Here is a 16,344-nt window from a genome sequence, read left to right as displayed (position 1 = left end):
GCCCGGCCCTGTCGTCGTGGCCGCGAACCGGGCGAGCGTCAGACCTCGGCGATCGTCAGGCCTCGACCAGGATGGTCATCGGCCCGTCGTTGACCAGGGCCACGTCCATCATGGCGCCGAACACGCCTGTACCGACAGTCAGCCCGCGCGCTCGCAGCGCGTCGACCACCGCGTCGACCAGGGGCTCGGCCACGGGCCCAGGCGCCGCGCCATTCCAGGAGGGGCGGCGACCCTTGCGCACGTCGGCGTACAGCGTGAACTGGGACACGACGATGACCGGCGCCCCGGCATCGGCCACCGAGGTCTCGCCGTCGAGGAGGCGCAGCTCGGCGATCTTGCGGGCGATCGTCTCGACCTGCTCGGGCCCGTCGTCATGCGTGACACCCACGAGGGCGACGATCCCCTGGCGGTCGAAGGATGACACGACCTCGCCGTCGACGGTCACGGACGCGCTTGAGGCGCGCTGCAGCACTGCCCTCATGCCGCGAGACTCACCAGCCGCCGGACTGCTGGCGCGGGGTGCGCCGCCCGCGGCCGCCGTACTGCTGCAGCTTGGGGCGCACGTCGACGAAGTAGAGCAGCACGATCACCACGGACGCGATGCCGAACAGGCTCATCACCCCGCCGCCCAGCAGCAGGAACGACACCAGGGTCGAGGCACCCAGCAGCACCGCCCACAAAGTCCTGGTCTGCTTTCCCGCAGCCTGGTAGGACGACTCCGGGTAGCGCAGGGCGTCGATGAGGCCCCAGACGGCCGCGACGAACAGCGCCACGGACAGCGCGACGAGGATGAGGTTCTGCAGGGAATCGAGCACGGTGGCCTCCGCGGGTGAGGTGGGGGTCGGGCTCAGGCCAGTCTAGGGGCGCGCGTGCGGACGGCCGATGCCGCGGGACTCACGCCGGCATGTCGCCGCCGTCGGCGGCGCAGCCCTTGCCCATCAGCAGGCCCTTCATCGTGGGACCGGGCTTGTCGGGGCGGTCGGCGGAGAAGCCGTCGGCGTTCACGATGAGCTCCTGATTGGCCGCGAGGTCGCCGCCGTCCGAGGGGACCGTGAGGGTGGCCGACGGGTCGGTGGACCGCTTCAGCACTGCCAGCGCGACGGGCCCGTACTCGTGGTGGCGCGCCACGGACGTCACGTGGCCCACCTCCTTGGCGGCGTCGCCGTCGCCCAGCATCACGGGGGCGCCGCGGTCGGGAAGCGTGTGTGCGGAACCGTCGAGGTGCAGCAGCGTCAGCCGACGCGGGGGGCGGCCCACGTTGTGGACCTTGGCGACGGTCTCCTGGCCGCGGTAGCAGCCCTTGTGGAGGTGCACCGCGGTGCGCAGCCAGTCGAGTTCGTGGGGAAGCGTGGTGGCGTCGACCTCGTACGCGGCCCTGGGGCGGTAGGCGGCGATGCGCTCGGCCTCGCTCGCCCAGGTGCCCGCGAGCGTCCAGCCCGCCTCGAGCCGGGCGTCCACCTCGGCCTCGAGGCTCCCGCGCGGCACCAACACCAGGCGCCAGGCGCGGTCGGCGCCGGGGTGCGAGGAGGCATCGGCCGCGTAGGTGGTGCCGCCCTCGGTGACGCCGGGCCACGGGTCCACCCAGGTGACGGGCTCGCCGTCGGCGGCGGGAGCCGCCACTGCCTCGCCAAGCGCCGCCCAGCCGGCCGTCGCATCGGCCACCTCGACGCGCAGCATGAAGCGCATGCGGTCGAGGAAGGTGGCCAGGCCCTCGGCGGTCTCGGTGATGAGCCACGTGGTCTCGCCGTCGTCGACGGCGCCCGCGACGTGCTCGATCCGCCCCTGCGGGGACAGGATCATCAGCTCGCTGGACTGACCGGGAGCGAGGGTCCCCACTGCCTGGGTGCTGAGCGAGTCGAGCCAGCTCAGGCGGTCGGGCCCTGTGACCGTGACGATGCCCAGGTGCGACTGGTCCACCACCGCGCGGCCGGCCTGAAGGGCACGCTGCTCGGCGGTGGGGTCACCGTAGTGCCAGGCGACGGCGGCATCGGCGGCCGTGTCGGACACGGCGCCATGGCGGGACAGCAGGGGGGAGGTCATGGTGGCGGAACGCGTGGCGTCCATCGGGGATTCCTATTCGACGCGCTTCAGGCGTGCACTCATGTACGACTGGAGCTCCTGGCCGAACGCCGCGAGGTCCCACGCCCACATGAGCTCGCCCTCGACAAGCCCATACATGCGGGTGCCGCCGCGCACGGACGGGCCCGTCTCGGTGGCCGCGGCGAACCGGGTGGCGAGGTCGATGCGGCCGTTGCCCACCGCTCCCATGTAGCAACTGAGGACGCCGGAGGCCTCGGACATGACGATCTCGAGGGGGTGCTGGAAGTCCTCCAGCTCGACTCCCTCGGGGGCGTTCGGCGCGACGCGCCAGAAGCCGGACTCGACGGACCAGACGTCGCCCGGCACCTCGTCGGTGCCGCGCAGGCTCGTGGTGCACGTGTACGTCAGGTACGGCCCGCCGTCGTGGTCGAAGACGATGTCCTGGACGATCTCGGCCTTGGGGATGCCGGGGTAGTCGATCTCGCCGTGGCCGGACCAGCGTCCGACCAGCCAGGCGAGCGGGTATGCCTCGGGCGCGAGGTCGTCGGGGATGACGAAACTCAACGCTGCGGGCTCTTCAGCAGGCGCCAGCCCACGATGCCGCACGTCCAGGCGGCACCACCGAAGGCCAGCACGGCGAGGGCCGTGAAGACGGCTTCCAGTGCAGTCATGGCGCCCAGGCTACTACGGCCGATGCGGTGGCTGGGTCGAGCGGGCGTCAGGCTGCGCGCGTGGTCGCCTTCTTCACACCGAGGTAGATCTCGCACCCGAGGCAGAACCCGAACACCGAGTTGAGGAACGAGGCGATGAGGACGAAGACCGCGAATACGTAGAAGCCCACGGCGAGGTTCGCGAGGCCGAAGACGAGGGCCAGCACCGCCATGGCGAGCCCCATCTGCTGCGCGAAGCGCGGCGGGCGGAAGGACTCGGTCTCGGTCGAGGGCGCGAGGCGCGGTCGGATGACGCGCTTGAACAGCCACGACTGCGGGGTGGCCTGGGGGCCCACGATCGCGCCGGGCAGGAACAGCACCACCAGGATCGCCATGGCGACGGTGCCCGCCGTGCCCGGGCCGAGCAGCACCGCGAGCAGTGCGAAGGCGAGGGTGACGGCGGCGCCGAAGCGGACGCCGCGCGGGTCGATGCGGATGTCGGTGCTGGTCATGAGTGCCTCCTCAGGCGGAGTCTAAATCGTGTACTCGGTGCCGGCGGTGTGGACCTTGGCGAGCGCCTCGCGCGCCTGCGCGGCCGTGGGCGCGCCGTCCATACGGGCGACGATGGTGCCGTCGCCGTCAAGCACCAGCGTGGTCGGGGTGCGCATGATGGACAGCTCGCGCGCAAGATCAAGCCGCACCGACGCGTCGACCTCGACGTGGCTCACGTGAGGCTGCTCGGTGGCCACCTCCTTGAGGAGGCGGGCCGTGCCGGGGCACTTGGCGCACATCGGCGTGGAGAACTGCACGAAGGTGGCGTAGTAGCCGCGCTGGGCGCCGATCTGCGCGCTGGTGAGAGCTCCCGCCCGCTCGACCTCGCGCACCTCGCCCTGGCGGCGCTGCCACCACAGGTAGCCGACGCTCACGACGGCGAGGAGCGCCGCGATGAGGAGGATCTTGACGAGCACGAGGATTCCCTGGGGTGAGAGGGCGGCCGGGTTAGCCGACCAGGAGCCTGCCGCCCAGGTACACCAGGGCGCCGACGGCAAGAACGGGCGTGACGCCAGAGGCTATTCCCGCCCACAGCGAGGTGGCGGGGGGCTCGCGCCTGGCGAGCTCGTTCATGAGCACCACGGAGGCGGCCCCGATGCCACCCACGAGCACTCCCGCGTACCAGGGAAGGGAGTCGAACAGGTAGGCGAGCGCGGCGCCGGCGCCGATGCCGACGGCGAACGCGATGATGGCGTTCGCCGTGCCGTTGCGCGTGAGGACCGAGGCGACAGCAGCGAGCGCCATGGCGGCGGCGGAGGCGACGACGAGGTCCTCGGCTCCCACGGTGCGGCCGGCCGCGAGCCACGCGGCGCCGGTGGCGGCGATCGTGCCGCCCGCGGCGGTGGCGGCGACGGCTCCCGCCGCGCGACCGGCGGGGCTGGGGACGAAGATCTCGGTGGCGAGCGACGCGATGACGATGGCCGCGATCGCGATCACCATGTACCGCAGGTACGGCTCGGAGTCGCCCATCACCACGGTGGCGAGCGCGAGCAGACCGCCCAGGCCCACCACGGCGGCGCTCACGCGACGGTGCGGCACGCGCAGCAGTTCGGGCCAGCCGGCGGCGAACAACACCATGCCGAGCGCGAGCGCGAGGCCCAGCCAGCGCACCCCCAGGAACCCGGTCGCCGCGATCACCGCTGCACACACGGCAGTGATGGACGCGCGGGTCGTGGGATTCATGGGGGTTAGTGTCTCAGAGAATGCGCCGCTAGAGTGATGGCCGAACGGAGGTGGCGTGTGGCAGACCTGCTGGTGCTTACCCCGTCTCCGGACGGGGCGACCGACGTGTTGCCCGCGCTCGGGTTGCTCCCTCACCGGACCCGCGCGCTTCCCCCCGATCCGCAGGCGATGCTCGACGCCTTCGATGCCGACGTGATCGTCATCGACGGCCGCCACGACCTCGCCGAGGCGCGCAACAACTGCAAGCTGGTGCAGGTGACGGGCGTGTCCGTGCCGCTCCTGCTGGTGCTGCGCGAGGGTGGCCTATCGATCGTCAACGCCGACTGGGGCGCCGACGACGTGGTGCTTGCCGATGCCGTGCCGGCCGAGGTCGAGGCGCGCATCCGCCTCCTCGTGGGCCGCGCCAACCAGCAGGATCCCCTCGAGAAGGCCGCCGAGTTCTCCTCGGGCGACCTCACCGTCGACGTGGGCGGCTACACAGCCCGCCTCAAGGGCGTGCCGCTCGACCTCACCTACAAGGAGTTCGAGCTCCTCAAGTACCTGATGCAGCACCCGGGCCGCGTGTACACGCGCGACCAGCTGCTTCAAGAGGTGTGGGGCTTCGACTACTACGGCGGCACCCGCACCGTCGACGTCCACGTGCGTCGCCTGCGCGCGAAGCTCGGCGCCGAGCACGAGCAGCTCATCGGCACCGTGCGCAACGTCGGCTACCGTTTCGACCCGCCGTCGCCCAAGGCTGCCCCCGCGCCCGAGTCGGCCGGCGCCTGACCCGGCCACGGCATCGGCCGTCGGTACCTGTCTCCGCCGCGCGGAGTAGTCCCCGCGGGCGACCTCGCCGCGTGCGCGCGCTCGGTAGTCTGGACGTCATCCCTGTGACGTGACCCGAACGGACTGATCCGATGGCCAAAGATCCCGCGGCCCGCCTCTTTTCCAAGCTGACCCCCTCCACCGAGCGCACCCTGTCCGACGTGCTGCGCACCGAACGCGCCGGGGGGCTGCTGCTCCTGCTGGGCACGGTGCTGGCCCTCGTGTGGGCGAACTCGGCGTGGTCGGGCGGCTACGAGTCGCTGCGTGACTTCGAGTTCGGCCCCGAGTCGCTCCACTTGCACCTGTCGGTCGGCGACTGGGCCAAGGACGGCCTGCTCGCGATCTTCTTCTTCGTGGTGGGCCTCGAACTCAAACGCGAGATCGTCGCCGGTGAGCTTCGCCGACCGGCCACGGCCATCGTGCCCATCGTTGCCGCGATCGGAGGCATGGCGGTCCCCGCCGGCATCTACATCGCGACCAACGTGCTGCAGGACGGCGGGTCCACGGCAGGATGGGCAGTGCCGACAGCGACGGACATCGCCTTCGCCATCGCCGTCCTCGCGGTGGTGGGCAAGTGGCTGCCGGCCGCGCTGCGTGCCTTCCTGCTGACCCTCGCCGTGGTCGATGACCTGCTGGCGATCATCATCATCGCCGCGTTCTTCTCGGAGGACTTGCACTTCGAGTGGCTGATCGCCTCCGCGGTGTGCATCGCGATCTTCGGCTTCCTCGCGCGCAAGCGCATCACCTACTGGTGGCTGCTCATCCCGCTGGGCGTCGCCGCGTGGGCCTTCATGCACGCATCCGGCGTGCACGCCACCATCGCGGGCGTTGCGCTCGGTATGACCGTCCCCGCGCTCGCGGCCAAGGGCGAGAAGCACGCCCTCGCGGAGCACTGGGAGCACAAGTGGCGTCCCATGTCGGCAGGCGTCGCCGTGCCGATCTTCGCCCTCTTCGCCGCCGGCGTCACCATCAACGCAGAGAACCTGTCCGCGGCGGTGTCCGACCCGATCGCGCAGGGAATCTTCCTTGGCCTCGTGATCGGCAAGCCGCTAGGCATCGTGCTGTTCACCTTCATCGCCGCCAAGCTGTTGGGTGCCGGGCTCGATCGCGGGCTGTCCTGGTGGGACGTGGGCTCCGTCAGCTTCGTGGCGGGCATCGGCTTCACCGTGTCGCTCCTCATCGGCGACCTCGCCTTCGCGGGCAACGAGGACGTCGCGGAGGAGGTCAAGATGGCGGTGCTCTTCGCGTCCGTCACGGCCGCGGTCATCGGTGCCGTCCTGCTGACCTGGCGCGACCGCCACTACCAGCGGCTCTACGAGCAGCGCTCGACCTCGACCGAGGTTAACCAGGAGGTGGCGAAGGCGCACGGCGCCCGCGCGGAGCACGTCCACCCGGACGAGCTGCCGCACCCCTCCGAGGACTCGACCCCGTCAAATGGATCCAACTGACTCGTCAAAGACACCTGAAGAGTCAGAATCGACCGCGGGGGCGCCGCGCTGAAGCGAGGCGCCCCCGCGGTTCTTTATTGCCGATGCGGTGGCGACGTGGAGCGCGCTCAGGACGTCACGGCACTGGTGCGGTCGATTTCCCCTCATTGACCGCCTTAGGCGAGCCAGATGGATCCATTTGACGGATTATGAGGGGGCTGAGGCGGGGCGGGTGCGGGCGCCGGGGGCGCTCGGGCACATTGCCGCGATCTCGCACTGACCGCATTCGGGCTTGCGCGCCTTGCAGCGGCGCCGCCCGTGGAAGATCACGCGGTGCGACCACAGGGTCCACTCGCGCCGTTCGATGAGCGCCATGAGTTCGCGCTCCACCACTACAGGGTCCTCGTTGACAGTGAGGCCGAGGCGCCTGGCGAGCCGGCCCATGTGCGTGTCGACCGTGATGCCCGGCACGCCGAAGGCGTTGCCCAGGACCACATTCGCCGTCTTGCGGCCCACCCCTCGCAGCGTCACGAGGTCCTTGAGGCGCCCGGGCACCTCGCCGTCGTAGCGCTCGACGATGTCGCGGCTGAGCCCCAGCAGCGACTCCGCCTTGGCGCGGTAGAAGCCGGTGGGCTTGATGAGTGCCTCGAGCCGGTCGCGGTCAGCGCCCGCCAACGCATGGGCATCGGGGTAGACCGCGAACAGGCCGGGGGTCACCTGGTTGACGCGCACGTCCGTGCACTGCGCGCTGAGCACCGTGGCGACCAGGAGCTGGAACGGGGTCTCGTAGTCCAGCTCGCAGTGAGCATCGGGATAGACCTCGGCAAGCGCCCGGTTCACCGCACGCGCGCGCCGCGTAAGCGACACGGGCGGCGACTGCATGGCCGCATCGGCGACGGTGAGGGGGGTGCGGGAGGCCATGGCGCCACCCTAAGTGATTCTTTAGCGACCCTCGCCTGCCGCCGATAAGGCGGATGTCAGGTGTTCGGCGTGCGACGGAGGTGACATGACCGTGACCGACGAGACGGTGCTGCTTGCCGACCTGCGTCTGCGCCGCCGCGAGATGCGCCGCGAGCTCGCGCGCGTGCGCTGGTGGCGACGCCTCGTCGTGGCTCGGCGCGACCTGGAAGTCGCCCAGCTCACGGATGGTGAGGAGCTGGGACGCCTGGGTTTGCCCGATGCGTGGGAGGCGCTGGCGGCCGACGCCCCGACGGCATCGGAGCTGTCCGGAGCGGTATGGCCGGAATCGGCCGAGTCGTCCCCGACCAGCGTGGAAGCCCTTGCCGCGCTCGATGCACGGCTAGAGTCTTACGAGACGCGCGTCGCGGAGAACCTCGAGTCCGTGACCGCACAGATGGTGAGAGCGTTGGGACAGGCGCATCGCGGACAGGTTTAAGGAGGTGGCGATGCCACAGTCGCCCCGAGAGGTGCAGCTGCTGCGCTCGTCGCCCCTGTTCGGTGGGATGGACGCCGACAGCGCGCGTTCCCTCATCGAGCAGATGACCAGGATCGAACTGACGCGCGGCGAGGTGCTCTTCAACGAGGGCGACCTTGGCCAGGCCATGTTCATTATCGTCAAGGGCAAGATCAAACTGGCCCGCACCGCGCGCGACGGCCGCGAGAACCTGCTGGGCCTGCTCGGCGTGGGCGACATGGCCGGCGAACTGTCCGTCTTCGATCCAGGCCCGCGCGTGTCTCGCGCCCACGCCGTCGAAGACTCGGTGGTCTACGAGCTCCCCAAGGAGATCTTGGACCGGTGGCTCGATGACCACCTGGAGATGTCGCGCCACCTGCTGCGCGCGCTCGCCCAGCGGATTCGTCGCCTGTCCAACTCGATGGCCGACCTTGTCTTCTCGGATGTCCCCGGCCGCGTCGCGAAGGCGATCCTCGACCTGGGGCACCGCTTCGGACGCATGGAGCGCGGCCACATCACCGTGCGCCACGGTCTGACGCAGGAGGAGCTCGCCCAGCTGGTCGGCGCCTCCCGCGAGACGGTCAACAAGGCGCTCGCGGAGTTCGCCTCGCGGGGCTGGATCGACGTGCACATTGGCGCCGTCGACGTCTACGAGCCCGAGCGGCTGCGCGCCCGGTCCCGCTAAGTCGCGGCCGATGCGGTGGCGCCCCGTGTCCGGGGCGTCGCCACCGCATCGGCCACCGGAACTAGCGCGTGGCGACGATGAGTTCGATCTCCACCGGCGCGCCCAGGGGCAGCGCCGCGACGCCGACCGCCGAACGGGCGTGACGGCCGGGCTCGCCGAACACGTCGGCGAGGATGCCGGACGCGCCGTTGACGACAGCGGGCTGGGCGGTGAAGCCGGGAGCCGACGCCACGAAGCCCGTGAGCTTCACGATGCTGGCGATGTTGTCAATGCCGCCCGCGACGGCGGCCGCGGCCGCGATGGCGTTGAGCACGGCTACGCGCGCGCACTCGTTGGCGCGCTCAGGGGTGACGTCGCCGCCGCGCTGGCCCACGACGCCGGACGCCAGGAGCGTTCCGTCGACGAGGGGGAGCTGGCCCGAGGTGTAGATCAGGTCGCCGTGGCGCAGTGCTGGCACGTAGGTGCCGACGGGGGTGGCGACCTCGGGAAGCGTCAGCCCGAGCTCGGCGAGGCGAGCCGATGCGGTCACGCCTTCTCCCGCTTCATGTAGGCGACGAGGCCGCCGGTGGGGCCGGTGACGACCTGGACGAGCTCCCAGCCGTCGTCGCCCCACTGATCGAGGATCTGCTTGGTCACGTGGTCGATGAGCGGCACTGTCGAGTATTCCCACTTGGTCATGGTCACGAGCGTAGCCCGCCGCCTCAGGAAACTCTCAGGGTTCGTGGCGCGTTGTGTCAGCAACGTAAGGTTGGTGTATGGCTTCAAGGTCCTCTGGTTCTGCGCGCCCTGGTGGGCGCGTGACCGCTGTTCAGCTCGTCAGCGCTCTGCTGACGTTCGTTGCGTTCTCCGTCATCGGTGGATTCCTGCTCGCGGGCATCGCGCTGCCGGCGGCGACCGTGGGCGCCTCGGCGGCCGAGGGGACCTCCGACCTCTTCGAGGACCTTCCCGACGAGCTTCAGGACGTGTCGCTGTCGCAGCAGTCGAACATCTACGCGCGCGACGGCAAGACGCTGCTTGCGACCTTCTACAGCCAGAACCGTGTGGTGGTCCCCCTCGAGGAGATCTCCCCCTGGATGCAGAAGGCCATCGTGGCCGTCGAGGACCGCCGCTTCTGGGAGCACCACGGCGTGGACGGCGAAGGCCTCCTGAGCGCCGCTTACACGAACCTCACCTCTGACTCCTCGCCAGGTGCGTCGACGCTGACCCAGCAGCTCGTGAAGAACACGCTGCTGCAGGCGGCAGAGAACGAGGGCGACGACGAGGCCATTGAGGATGCCACCGAGGTGTCGCTGCCCCGCAAGATCCGCGAGTGGCGCCTGGCCCTCGCGCTCGAGCAGAACCTCGACGAGCAGTTAGGCGCCGAGTGCTCCGCCGATGACCCCGCCGTGGACTGCGGCAAGGAGGAGATCCTCCAGCAGTACCTGAACATCGCGCAGTTCGGCGGTAACAGCCTCTACGGCGTCGAGTCGGCCGCCCAGTACTACTTCTCGAAGCCCGCCTCGGAGCTCACCGCGATCGAGGCGGCGACCATTGCCGGCGTCACGCAGAACCCCTCGAAGTGGGACCCCACCCGCGTCTTCGAGGACGGCTCCAACAACTACGACGCCGCCGAGAAGCGCCGCGACACGGTGCTGGGCACCATGTACGAGCAGGGCATGATCACGAAGGCCGAGTTCGACGAGTACGAGGCCACGCCCGTCGAGGACACCCTCAACGTGTCGAAGCCGCTCGTCTCGTGTGCGGCCTCCGACATCGCCCCGTTCTTCTGTGACTACGTCACGAAGGTGATCGCGAAGAACGAGGTCTTCAATTCCGACGGCCAGAGCGGCACGCAGCTGCTGTACAAGGGTGGCCTCGACATCATCACCACGCTCGACGTGAAGAAGCAGAAGATCGCGACCGAGGAGCTCTACAACTCGGTGCCGGCCGGCGACGCCAACGGCTACGCGATGGCGATGGTGGCGCTGGACCCGTCCACGGGCGAGATCCTGTCGATGACCCAGAACAGGTCCTACGATCCTGCCGCCGAAGCGGAGAATTCGACATCGATCAACTACTCCGTTGATCGCGAGTGGGGTGGCTCGAAGGGCTTCTCGGTCGGCTCGACGTTCAAGACGATCGTGTTGGCCGACTGGCTGCAGGAGGGCCACTCGCTCAAGGAGTACGTCAACGCCGGCAAGCAGAAGTGGACCAGCGAGAACTGGGCGGAGACGTGCGAAGGCCCCGTCCTGACCTCCGGAAGCTGGTCGCCGGGTAACGTCGGCGAGGACAGCCAGGGATACATCACGGTCCTCGACGCGACCGCGCGCTCCATCAACACGGCGTTCGCCGACATGGCGAGCCAGCTCGACCTGTGTGACATCCGGGACGTCGGCGAGGCCATGGGCTATCAGAACGCCGACGGTTCCGACTTCCTGCTGTACCCGTCATCCATCATCGGCTCGCAGAACGGTTCGCCGCTCACGATGGCCGAGGTCTACCAGACGTATGCGAACGGCGGCGTGCACTGCGAGCCCTTGGCAATCCGCTCGATCACCGATGCCAACGGCGAGGAGATCGCCGTCCCGCAGAAGGATTGCCGCCAGGCCATCTCGAAGGAGGTTGCCGACGGCGTGACCTACGCGATGGAGGGTGTGCTCGAAACCAATGCGGGAAGGAACTCGCAGCTCGCTGACGGCCGGCCCGCGGCGGGTAAGACGGGTACCTCGCAGAACAACTCCCACACGTGGTTCGCGGGCTTTACCCCGCAGCTCGTCTCGGTGTTCTGGCTGGGCAACCCCGATGAGGACACCCCGCAGCAGAACGTGACGATCAACGGCCAGTGGTACAACTACGTGTACGGCTCCACGATCGCCGGACCCACGTGGTCGCGCTTCATGAATCGCGCGCTCGACGGCCAGGAGCAGGTCGACTTCGACGAGCCGACGGACGACGTCCTGAACGGTATCCCCGTGCGTGTGCCGAATGTGATTGGGATGCGTCAGTGGCAGGCGCGTGATGAGCTCGCCGAGTTGGGCTTCCGCGTGAGCTTCTCCGAGACCCCTGTGTATTCGTCGACGGTGGAGAGTGGAAACGTCGCCGCTCAGAGTTACGGTTCGGGTGCCATGGTGACACCCGGCACCACGATCCGCCTGACCCTTGCTACCGACCAGTTGCCCGAGTGGTGGTACACCTGGCCCGAGGGTTGGGATCAGAACGAGGCGCCGAGTGACTACTGGGGCTCGACGTGGCCCCCTGCCGAGTTCGAGACGAACCCGCCCAGTGGCTGGGTTGCGGAGGAAGCCGCGCAGTGTGAAGACCCCGAGGACTGGTGGAACGAAGACAAGAACGAGCCGTGCCCCGGCTTCTCGGAGGATGGCTCGTCTGCGGACCCCGGAAACGGCAATGGGAACGGCAATGGACGGGGCAACGACGATGACTAACGTTCGTGACGCCGGGGCCGCCTCGGCGTCGGCCGCTGAGGCGAGCGAGACCCTCTCGTGAAGCGCGTGCTCGGGGCGGCCGTGGCCGCCGGTGCAGGAGTGCTCGCGTGGAGCCTCGTGGAGGCGCAGTCCTTCACGGTGCGCCAGATCGCCGCTCCGGTGCTGCCGCCTGGATCTAAGCCGATCCGCATCCTTCACCTGTCGGACCTCCACCTCACGCCGGCGCAGCGTCGCAAGGTAGCGTGGGTACGGGACCTTGCACGCTTCCGTCCGGACCTCGTGGTGGACACGGGCGACAATCTCGCTCACGTCGACGCGGTGCCGACGGCGCTCGAGGCACTTGAGCCGCTCATGGCGTTCCCCGGCGTTTTTGTGCACGGCTCGAACGACTACTTCGCGCCCACGCCGCGCAATCCTCTGAAGTACCTCAAGGAGCCCACCCAGGCACGCGACGGGAAGACCAGCCTCGACACGGACGCGCTCACCGCCGGCCTCGAGACCGGCGGCTGGGTGAACCTGAACAACGTGCGTACTTCTCTCGAGGTCGCCGGGCTGCAGGTCTCCTTTGTGGGCCTGGACGACCCGCACATCGGCCGTGACCGCCTTCCCGCCCCCGCCGAGGAGGCCGCCGAAGCCGCGCTCCAGATCGGCGTCGTGCACGCCCCGTATCTGCGTGCGCTGGGCCAGCTGAGGGAGGACGGCGCCGAGGTGATCCTCGCGGGCCACACTCACGGTGGCCAGGTCAACGTTCCCGGCAAGGGCGCGCTCGTGACCAACTGCGATCTCGACACCACGCGGGCCAGCGGACTGCACGGCTGGCCGGGACCGCGGCCCGACGAGCAGGGCGGCTCCGAGAGTGCCTGGCTGCACGTCTCCGCGGGCCTGGGAACGTCGCCGTACACGCCAGTGCGCCTGGCCTGCAGGCCCGAGGCGACGATGCTCACGCTGCTGCCGCGGCGGGCCTAGGGGCCGGTTAGGTTTCCAGGCCATTCATCGGGTATCCTGACACGGCTGTTTTCACGGGGTGTGGCGCAGCTTGGTAGCGCGCGTCGTTCGGGACGACGAGGTCGCAGGTTCAAATCCTGTCACCCCGACTGCAGATCCCCGGTGGGCCCATCACAGGGCCCGCCGGGGATTTTTTATGGCCATTTCGGTGCCTAGCTCTCCGCGTCGTCGACGCACGGGCTTGCACCGCAGGGCACCGGTTCACGAAGGGCGATGAGGGCGCATGAGTGGTCACGGCACGGTCAGGGGCTTCACCTGGAGGACAGCGGCGGCCATCGTTATCGCCGCCCTGGCATCGATGCTGGTCGTCAGCGGCGCGGTACCCGCCGACGCGGCCGTCGTCAAGACCACCACGACGCACAAGATCACTGTCGCCAAGGTGATCGACGGCGACACGATTGTCACGTCGAAAGGCACCAAGATTCGCCTCATCGGCGTCGACGCCCCCGAGAGCGGCCAGCGCGGCTACGTGTCTGCGACGAGGGTGCTGCGGGACCTCCTGTACAAGCGCACCGTGTGGGTGACCGCGGTCAAGGGGGTCCAGAACAAGGACGCCCACGGACGTTTGCTGCGCTACGTCAAGGTGAAGGTCAACGGGAAGGACCGAGACGCCGGTCAGCACCTCATCAACTCCGGTTGGGTCAAGGCACGCTACGACTCCCGCGACGGCTACCAGAAGCACCCGCGCCAATCGGCGTACCGGTCAGCCGACGCCAAGTACGCGATGCCACGAACCTCGTACGTCATGAAGCGGGTCCCGTCCGCCTCCGGCTCGGCTCAGCCCGCCTCGACATGGAACTGCCCCAAGGCGTTCCCGATCAAGGGCAACGCGCCATCGAAGATCTATCACAAGCCGGGAGGGCGGTACTACAGCGCCACCACCCCGGAGGTGTGCTTCAAGAGCGAGTCTGCCGCCAAGAAGGCGGGGTATCGCGCCTCCAAGGTGTGACCCTCGCGACCCCTGCTACGCGAGCACCTTCGTCAGCGTAGGGCGGTCGAGATTGCGGTCGGCAAACACGAGGCGCACGGCGCTTCGGTCCGGGTTGCCGGCATCGGGCGCCCGATGCACCTCCACGAGCCCCGCGCGGCGCGCCACCGCCGCCGACGCTGCGTTGACCTCGAGCAGGTATGCCACGACGGGGATCTCGGGGCGCAGGCGCCGCGCCGCGGCGATGCCAGCGCGCGCCAGTTCGGTCGCGTAGCCGCGGCCCTGGTGTTCCGGGCGCAGCCGGTACCCCACGTTCCAGAACGCGTCGCGTCGCACGTCACAGCCGCCGTAGCCGACGAAGCCGCCCTCGTGATCGCGGGCGACCCACACTCCCAGGCCGTGCGCGTGCCAGGAGTCCTCCCAGCGCTCGAGGGTGGCCTCGGTGGTCTCGAGGTCGCGATGCACGAGGCTCGGGTAGTGGGTCCACACCGCGGGGTCGGACATGAGGTCGTGGAGGTCGCCGAGGTCGGACGACGTGGGTCGGTGAAGGGTGAGGCGGTCGGTGGCGGAGACGGTGGCGATCACCCCGTCACCCTAGGTCGCCCCACTGACATCGCGCCGGGTGGGGCGCGACGCCTGTGGATAACGCCGGACTAGGACCCGTAGGCGGACGTCGCCGCGCGGTACGCCGCACGAATCTCGGGGCGCGTGTCGACGCCGGGAGCCGCCACGATCGATACCTCCCAGGCGGGCCGGGAGCCCGTGAGGGCCCATGCTGCCTGCACGGCGCCACCGAGCGCCACGTACTCGGCGGGCTCGGGGATCTCGACGGGCGCATCGAACACCTGGGCCGCGATCGCCTGGACGGCGGGATTCTGTGCCGCGCCGCCCACGAGCAGAAGCCGGCGCGGCTCGAGACCCTGTGCGCGCACGGCGTCGAGTCCGTCGGCCAGGGCGCACAGCATTCCCTCGATCGCCGCGCGGGCGAGGTTCTCCCGCGTGGTGGAGGCAAGGGTGAGGCCCGTGAGGGACGCGGTGGCATCGGGAAGATTGGGGGTGCGCTCGCCCTCGAAGTAGGGAACCAGCACGACGCCGCCGGCGCCCGGCTCGGCGTCCAGCGCCAGCCGGCCCAGTTCGTCGTGTGTCACCCCCAGGATGCGCACGAACGAGTCGAGCACGCGTGCAGCGTTGAGGGTCGCGACGAGCGGCAGGAACTCGCCCGAGGCATCGGCGAACCCGGCGACGGCGCCCGAGACATCCCGGGCCGCCACGGGCGCGACCCCGAAGACCGTCCCGGAGGTGCCGATGGAGATCACCACGTCGCCCTCGGCCGCGCCCAACCCCAGGGCCGCGCCGGCGTTGTCGCCCGCGCCGGGGCCCACCACGACATCGGCCAGGCCGGCATCGACCCCCAGGGCCCCACGCCCCGCCGCCTCGCCCGGGCCAAGGACGCGCGGAAGGATCGCGTCGTGGCCGAGCGAGGCGACGAGCAGCTCGCGGTCGTACTCGCCCGTGGACGGGCTCCAGTAGCCGGTGCCGGAAACGTCGGAACGGTCGGTCGCCAGCTCCTCGAGCACGGGTCCCAGGGGCGCGCCGTCGGGGCCATAGCCGCGCAGACGCCAGGTGAGCCAGTCGTGCGGCAGCGCCACGGCTGCCACCCGTGCGGCGTTGTCCGGCTCGGCGTCGCGCAGCCAGCGCAGCTTGGTGCTGGTGAAGGAGGGCACCGGCACCAGGCCCGTCCGCTCGGCGAGGGCGGCCGCCCCGAACTCCTCGATGAGGTCGTTCGCGGCGCCCGCCGAGCGGGTGTCATTCCACAGCAATGCGTCGCGGATCACGCGACCGTCGGAGTCCAGCGCCACCATGCCGTGCTGCTGGCCGCCGATGGAGATGGCGGCCACATCGGCGAGGCCGCCCGCCGCCTCGATAGCGGTGAGCAATGCCTCCCACCAGGCCGCCGGGTCCACCGACGTGCCCTCGGGGTGAGGCGCCTTGCCCGAGCGCACGACGGCGCCCGTGTCGAGGTCGCGCACGACCACCTTGCAGCTTTGGGTGGAGGAGTCGACTCCGGCGACGAGCGTCATCGCGCGTCCTTTCTGATGTCTCCCACTGGTGGATTTTGGTCATCTAAGGACCCTTAGTTGACCAAAATCCACCAGTGCGGGGTAGGGGGGAGGGCCGATGCCGGGGCCCGCCCCCGTACGGAGGCCGGCCCCGGCATCGGCCGGATGAAGG

19 protein-coding genes and 1 tRNA gene are annotated in these 16,344 nt (G+C 69.7%); 8 read left to right on the top strand and 12 right to left on the bottom strand.

Translation table 11 applies throughout. From position 1 onward, the window contains the following. Positions 1 to 55: 55 nt before the first annotated feature. The 7 genes from dtd to B7K26_RS04460 all read right to left on the bottom strand — a co-directional run bounded on the left by dtd (position 56) and on the right by B7K26_RS04460 (position 4,424). A complete protein-coding gene (gene dtd, locus B7K26_RS04490) occupies positions 56 to 481 on the bottom strand; it encodes a D-aminoacyl-tRNA deacylase (RefSeq protein WP_084077434.1) in 426 nt (141 codons plus the stop codon). A 10-nt stretch (positions 482 to 491) separates the two neighbouring features. Further along, positions 492 to 815, bottom strand: a complete 324-nt coding sequence (locus B7K26_RS04485) for a DUF2516 family protein (RefSeq protein ID WP_159449603.1) — start codon at positions 813 to 815, stop codon at positions 492 to 494. 79 nt (positions 816 to 894) lie between these two features. Next, entirely contained in the window at positions 895 to 2,064 is a 1,170-nt protein-coding gene (locus B7K26_RS04480) for a folate-binding protein YgfZ (RefSeq protein WP_234998685.1), read from the bottom strand. Between the two features lie 9 nt (positions 2,065 to 2,073). Further along, complete coding sequence (locus tag B7K26_RS04475) at positions 2,074 to 2,604, bottom strand: FABP family protein (protein WP_084077432.1); 531 nt, start codon at positions 2,602 to 2,604, stop codon at positions 2,074 to 2,076. A gap of 154 nt (positions 2,605 to 2,758) precedes the next feature. After that, complete coding sequence (locus tag B7K26_RS04470) at positions 2,759 to 3,202, bottom strand: DUF4395 domain-containing protein (protein WP_084077431.1); 444 nt, start codon at positions 3,200 to 3,202, stop codon at positions 2,759 to 2,761. Between the two features lie 21 nt (positions 3,203 to 3,223). Further along, entirely contained in the window at positions 3,224 to 3,658 is a 435-nt protein-coding gene (locus B7K26_RS13090) for a thioredoxin family protein (protein ID WP_084077430.1), read from the bottom strand. 31 nt (positions 3,659 to 3,689) lie between these two features. Further along, a complete protein-coding gene (locus B7K26_RS04460; protein ID WP_084077429.1) occupies positions 3,690 to 4,424 on the bottom strand; it encodes a hypothetical protein in 735 nt (244 codons plus the stop codon). A gap of 57 nt (positions 4,425 to 4,481) precedes the next feature. Between B7K26_RS04460 and B7K26_RS04455 the strand changes: the two genes are divergently transcribed. Next, positions 4,482 to 5,192 (top strand): response regulator transcription factor, encoded by a 711-nt coding sequence (locus B7K26_RS04455; protein ID WP_084077428.1) that lies wholly within the window; start codon positions 4,482 to 4,484, stop codon positions 5,190 to 5,192. Between the two features lie 131 nt (positions 5,193 to 5,323). Then, positions 5,324 to 6,679, top strand: a complete 1,356-nt coding sequence (gene nhaA, locus B7K26_RS04450; protein ID WP_084077427.1) for a Na+/H+ antiporter NhaA — start codon at positions 5,324 to 5,326, stop codon at positions 6,677 to 6,679. A 186-nt stretch (positions 6,680 to 6,865) separates the two neighbouring features. On the opposite strand, the gene nth is transcribed toward nhaA, so the two are convergent. Next, on the bottom strand, positions 6,866 to 7,579 hold the full coding sequence (nth, locus tag B7K26_RS04445) for an endonuclease III (protein ID WP_234998684.1): 714 nt from the start codon (positions 7,577 to 7,579) through the stop codon (positions 6,866 to 6,868). 85 nt (positions 7,580 to 7,664) lie between these two features. Between nth and B7K26_RS04440 the strand changes: the two genes are divergently transcribed. Further along, the gene (locus B7K26_RS04440; protein WP_084077426.1) at positions 7,665 to 8,054 is read left to right on the top strand and encodes a hypothetical protein; all 390 of its coding nucleotides are present in this window, start codon (positions 7,665 to 7,667) and stop codon (positions 8,052 to 8,054) included. Between the two features lie 10 nt (positions 8,055 to 8,064). Further along, entirely contained in the window at positions 8,065 to 8,757 is a 693-nt protein-coding gene (locus tag B7K26_RS04435) for a Crp/Fnr family transcriptional regulator (protein ID WP_084077425.1), read from the top strand. Positions 8,758 to 8,818: 61 nt separating this feature from the next. Here the strand turns inward: B7K26_RS04435 and B7K26_RS04430 are convergent, their stop codons facing one another. Then, a complete protein-coding gene (locus tag B7K26_RS04430; protein WP_084077424.1) occupies positions 8,819 to 9,286 on the bottom strand; it encodes a RidA family protein in 468 nt (155 codons plus the stop codon). Then, entirely contained in the window at positions 9,283 to 9,435 is a 153-nt protein-coding gene (locus tag B7K26_RS12820; protein ID WP_143340453.1) for a DUF4177 domain-containing protein, read from the bottom strand. Before B7K26_RS12820 ends, B7K26_RS04430 begins: the two co-directional genes overlap by 4 nt. Positions 9,436 to 9,554: 119 nt before the next feature. Here B7K26_RS12820 and B7K26_RS04425 point away from each other — a divergent pair, with 119 nt between their 5' ends. The 4 genes from B7K26_RS04425 to B7K26_RS04410 all read left to right on the top strand — a co-directional run bounded on the left by B7K26_RS04425 (position 9,555) and on the right by B7K26_RS04410 (position 14,133). Continuing rightward, positions 9,555 to 12,179: a transglycosylase domain-containing protein gene (locus B7K26_RS04425; protein WP_159449602.1), complete on the top strand. Its 2,625-nt coding sequence runs from the start codon at positions 9,555 to 9,557 to the stop codon at positions 12,177 to 12,179. 57 nt (positions 12,180 to 12,236) lie between these two features. Then, positions 12,237 to 13,145 (top strand): metallophosphoesterase, encoded by a 909-nt coding sequence (locus B7K26_RS04420; RefSeq protein WP_084077422.1) that lies wholly within the window; start codon positions 12,237 to 12,239, stop codon positions 13,143 to 13,145. A gap of 54 nt (positions 13,146 to 13,199) precedes the next feature. After that, positions 13,200 to 13,273, top strand: a tRNA-Pro gene (locus B7K26_RS04415). A 134-nt stretch (positions 13,274 to 13,407) separates the two neighbouring features. Further along, on the top strand, positions 13,408 to 14,133 hold the full coding sequence (locus B7K26_RS04410) for a thermonuclease family protein (RefSeq protein WP_084077421.1): 726 nt from the start codon (positions 13,408 to 13,410) through the stop codon (positions 14,131 to 14,133). A 15-nt stretch (positions 14,134 to 14,148) separates the two neighbouring features. Here B7K26_RS04410 and B7K26_RS04405 read toward each other — a convergent pair whose 3' ends face one another. Together B7K26_RS04405 and xylB are read right to left on the bottom strand one after the other, a co-directional pair. Further along, positions 14,149 to 14,697: a GNAT family N-acetyltransferase gene (locus B7K26_RS04405; protein ID WP_200810948.1), complete on the bottom strand. Its 549-nt coding sequence runs from the start codon at positions 14,695 to 14,697 to the stop codon at positions 14,149 to 14,151. 68 nt (positions 14,698 to 14,765) lie between these two features. Further along, complete coding sequence (gene xylB / locus B7K26_RS04400) at positions 14,766 to 16,193, bottom strand: xylulokinase (protein ID WP_084077420.1); 1,428 nt, start codon at positions 16,191 to 16,193, stop codon at positions 14,766 to 14,768. Positions 16,194 to 16,344: the final 151 nt, after the last annotated feature.

This window comes from Demequina sp. NBRC 110057 (genome assembly GCF_002090175.1).
Lineage (GTDB): Bacteria > Actinomycetota > Actinomycetes > Actinomycetales > Demequinaceae > Demequina.
This window is presented reverse-complemented; position numbering and strand designations above follow the sequence as displayed.

What these genes read in the sequence shown, in the direction of transcription:
- B7K26_RS04470 (WP_084077431.1), bottom strand. Translation starts at nt 3,202, where the DNA reads ATGACCAGCACCGACATCCGCATCGACCCGCGCGGCGTCCGCTTCGGC.
- B7K26_RS12820 (WP_143340453.1), bottom strand. Translation starts at nt 9,435, where the DNA reads ATGACCAAGTGGGAATACTCGACAGTGCCGCTCATCGACCACGTGACC.
- B7K26_RS04410 (WP_084077421.1), top strand. Translation starts at nt 13,408, where the DNA reads ATGAGTGGTCACGGCACGGTCAGGGGCTTCACCTGGAGGACAGCGGCG.
- B7K26_RS04435 (WP_084077425.1), top strand. Translation starts at nt 8,065, where the DNA reads ATGCCACAGTCGCCCCGAGAGGTGCAGCTGCTGCGCTCGTCGCCCCTG.
- xylB (WP_084077420.1), bottom strand. Translation starts at nt 16,193, where the DNA reads ATGACGCTCGTCGCCGGAGTCGACTCCTCCACCCAAAGCTGCAAGGTG.
- B7K26_RS04460 (WP_084077429.1), bottom strand. Translation starts at nt 4,424, where the DNA reads ATGAATCCCACGACCCGCGCGTCCATCACTGCCGTGTGTGCAGCGGTG.
- B7K26_RS04440 (WP_084077426.1), top strand. Translation starts at nt 7,665, where the DNA reads ATGACCGTGACCGACGAGACGGTGCTGCTTGCCGACCTGCGTCTGCGC.
- B7K26_RS04480 (WP_234998685.1), bottom strand. Translation starts at nt 2,064, where the DNA reads ATGGACGCCACGCGTTCCGCCACCATGACCTCCCCCCTGCTGTCCCGC.
- nhaA (WP_084077427.1), top strand. Translation starts at nt 5,324, where the DNA reads ATGGCCAAAGATCCCGCGGCCCGCCTCTTTTCCAAGCTGACCCCCTCC.
- nth (WP_234998684.1), bottom strand. Translation starts at nt 7,579, where the DNA reads ATGGCCTCCCGCACCCCCCTCACCGTCGCCGATGCGGCCATGCAGTCG.
- dtd (WP_084077434.1), bottom strand. Translation starts at nt 481, where the DNA reads ATGAGGGCAGTGCTGCAGCGCGCCTCAAGCGCGTCCGTGACCGTCGAC.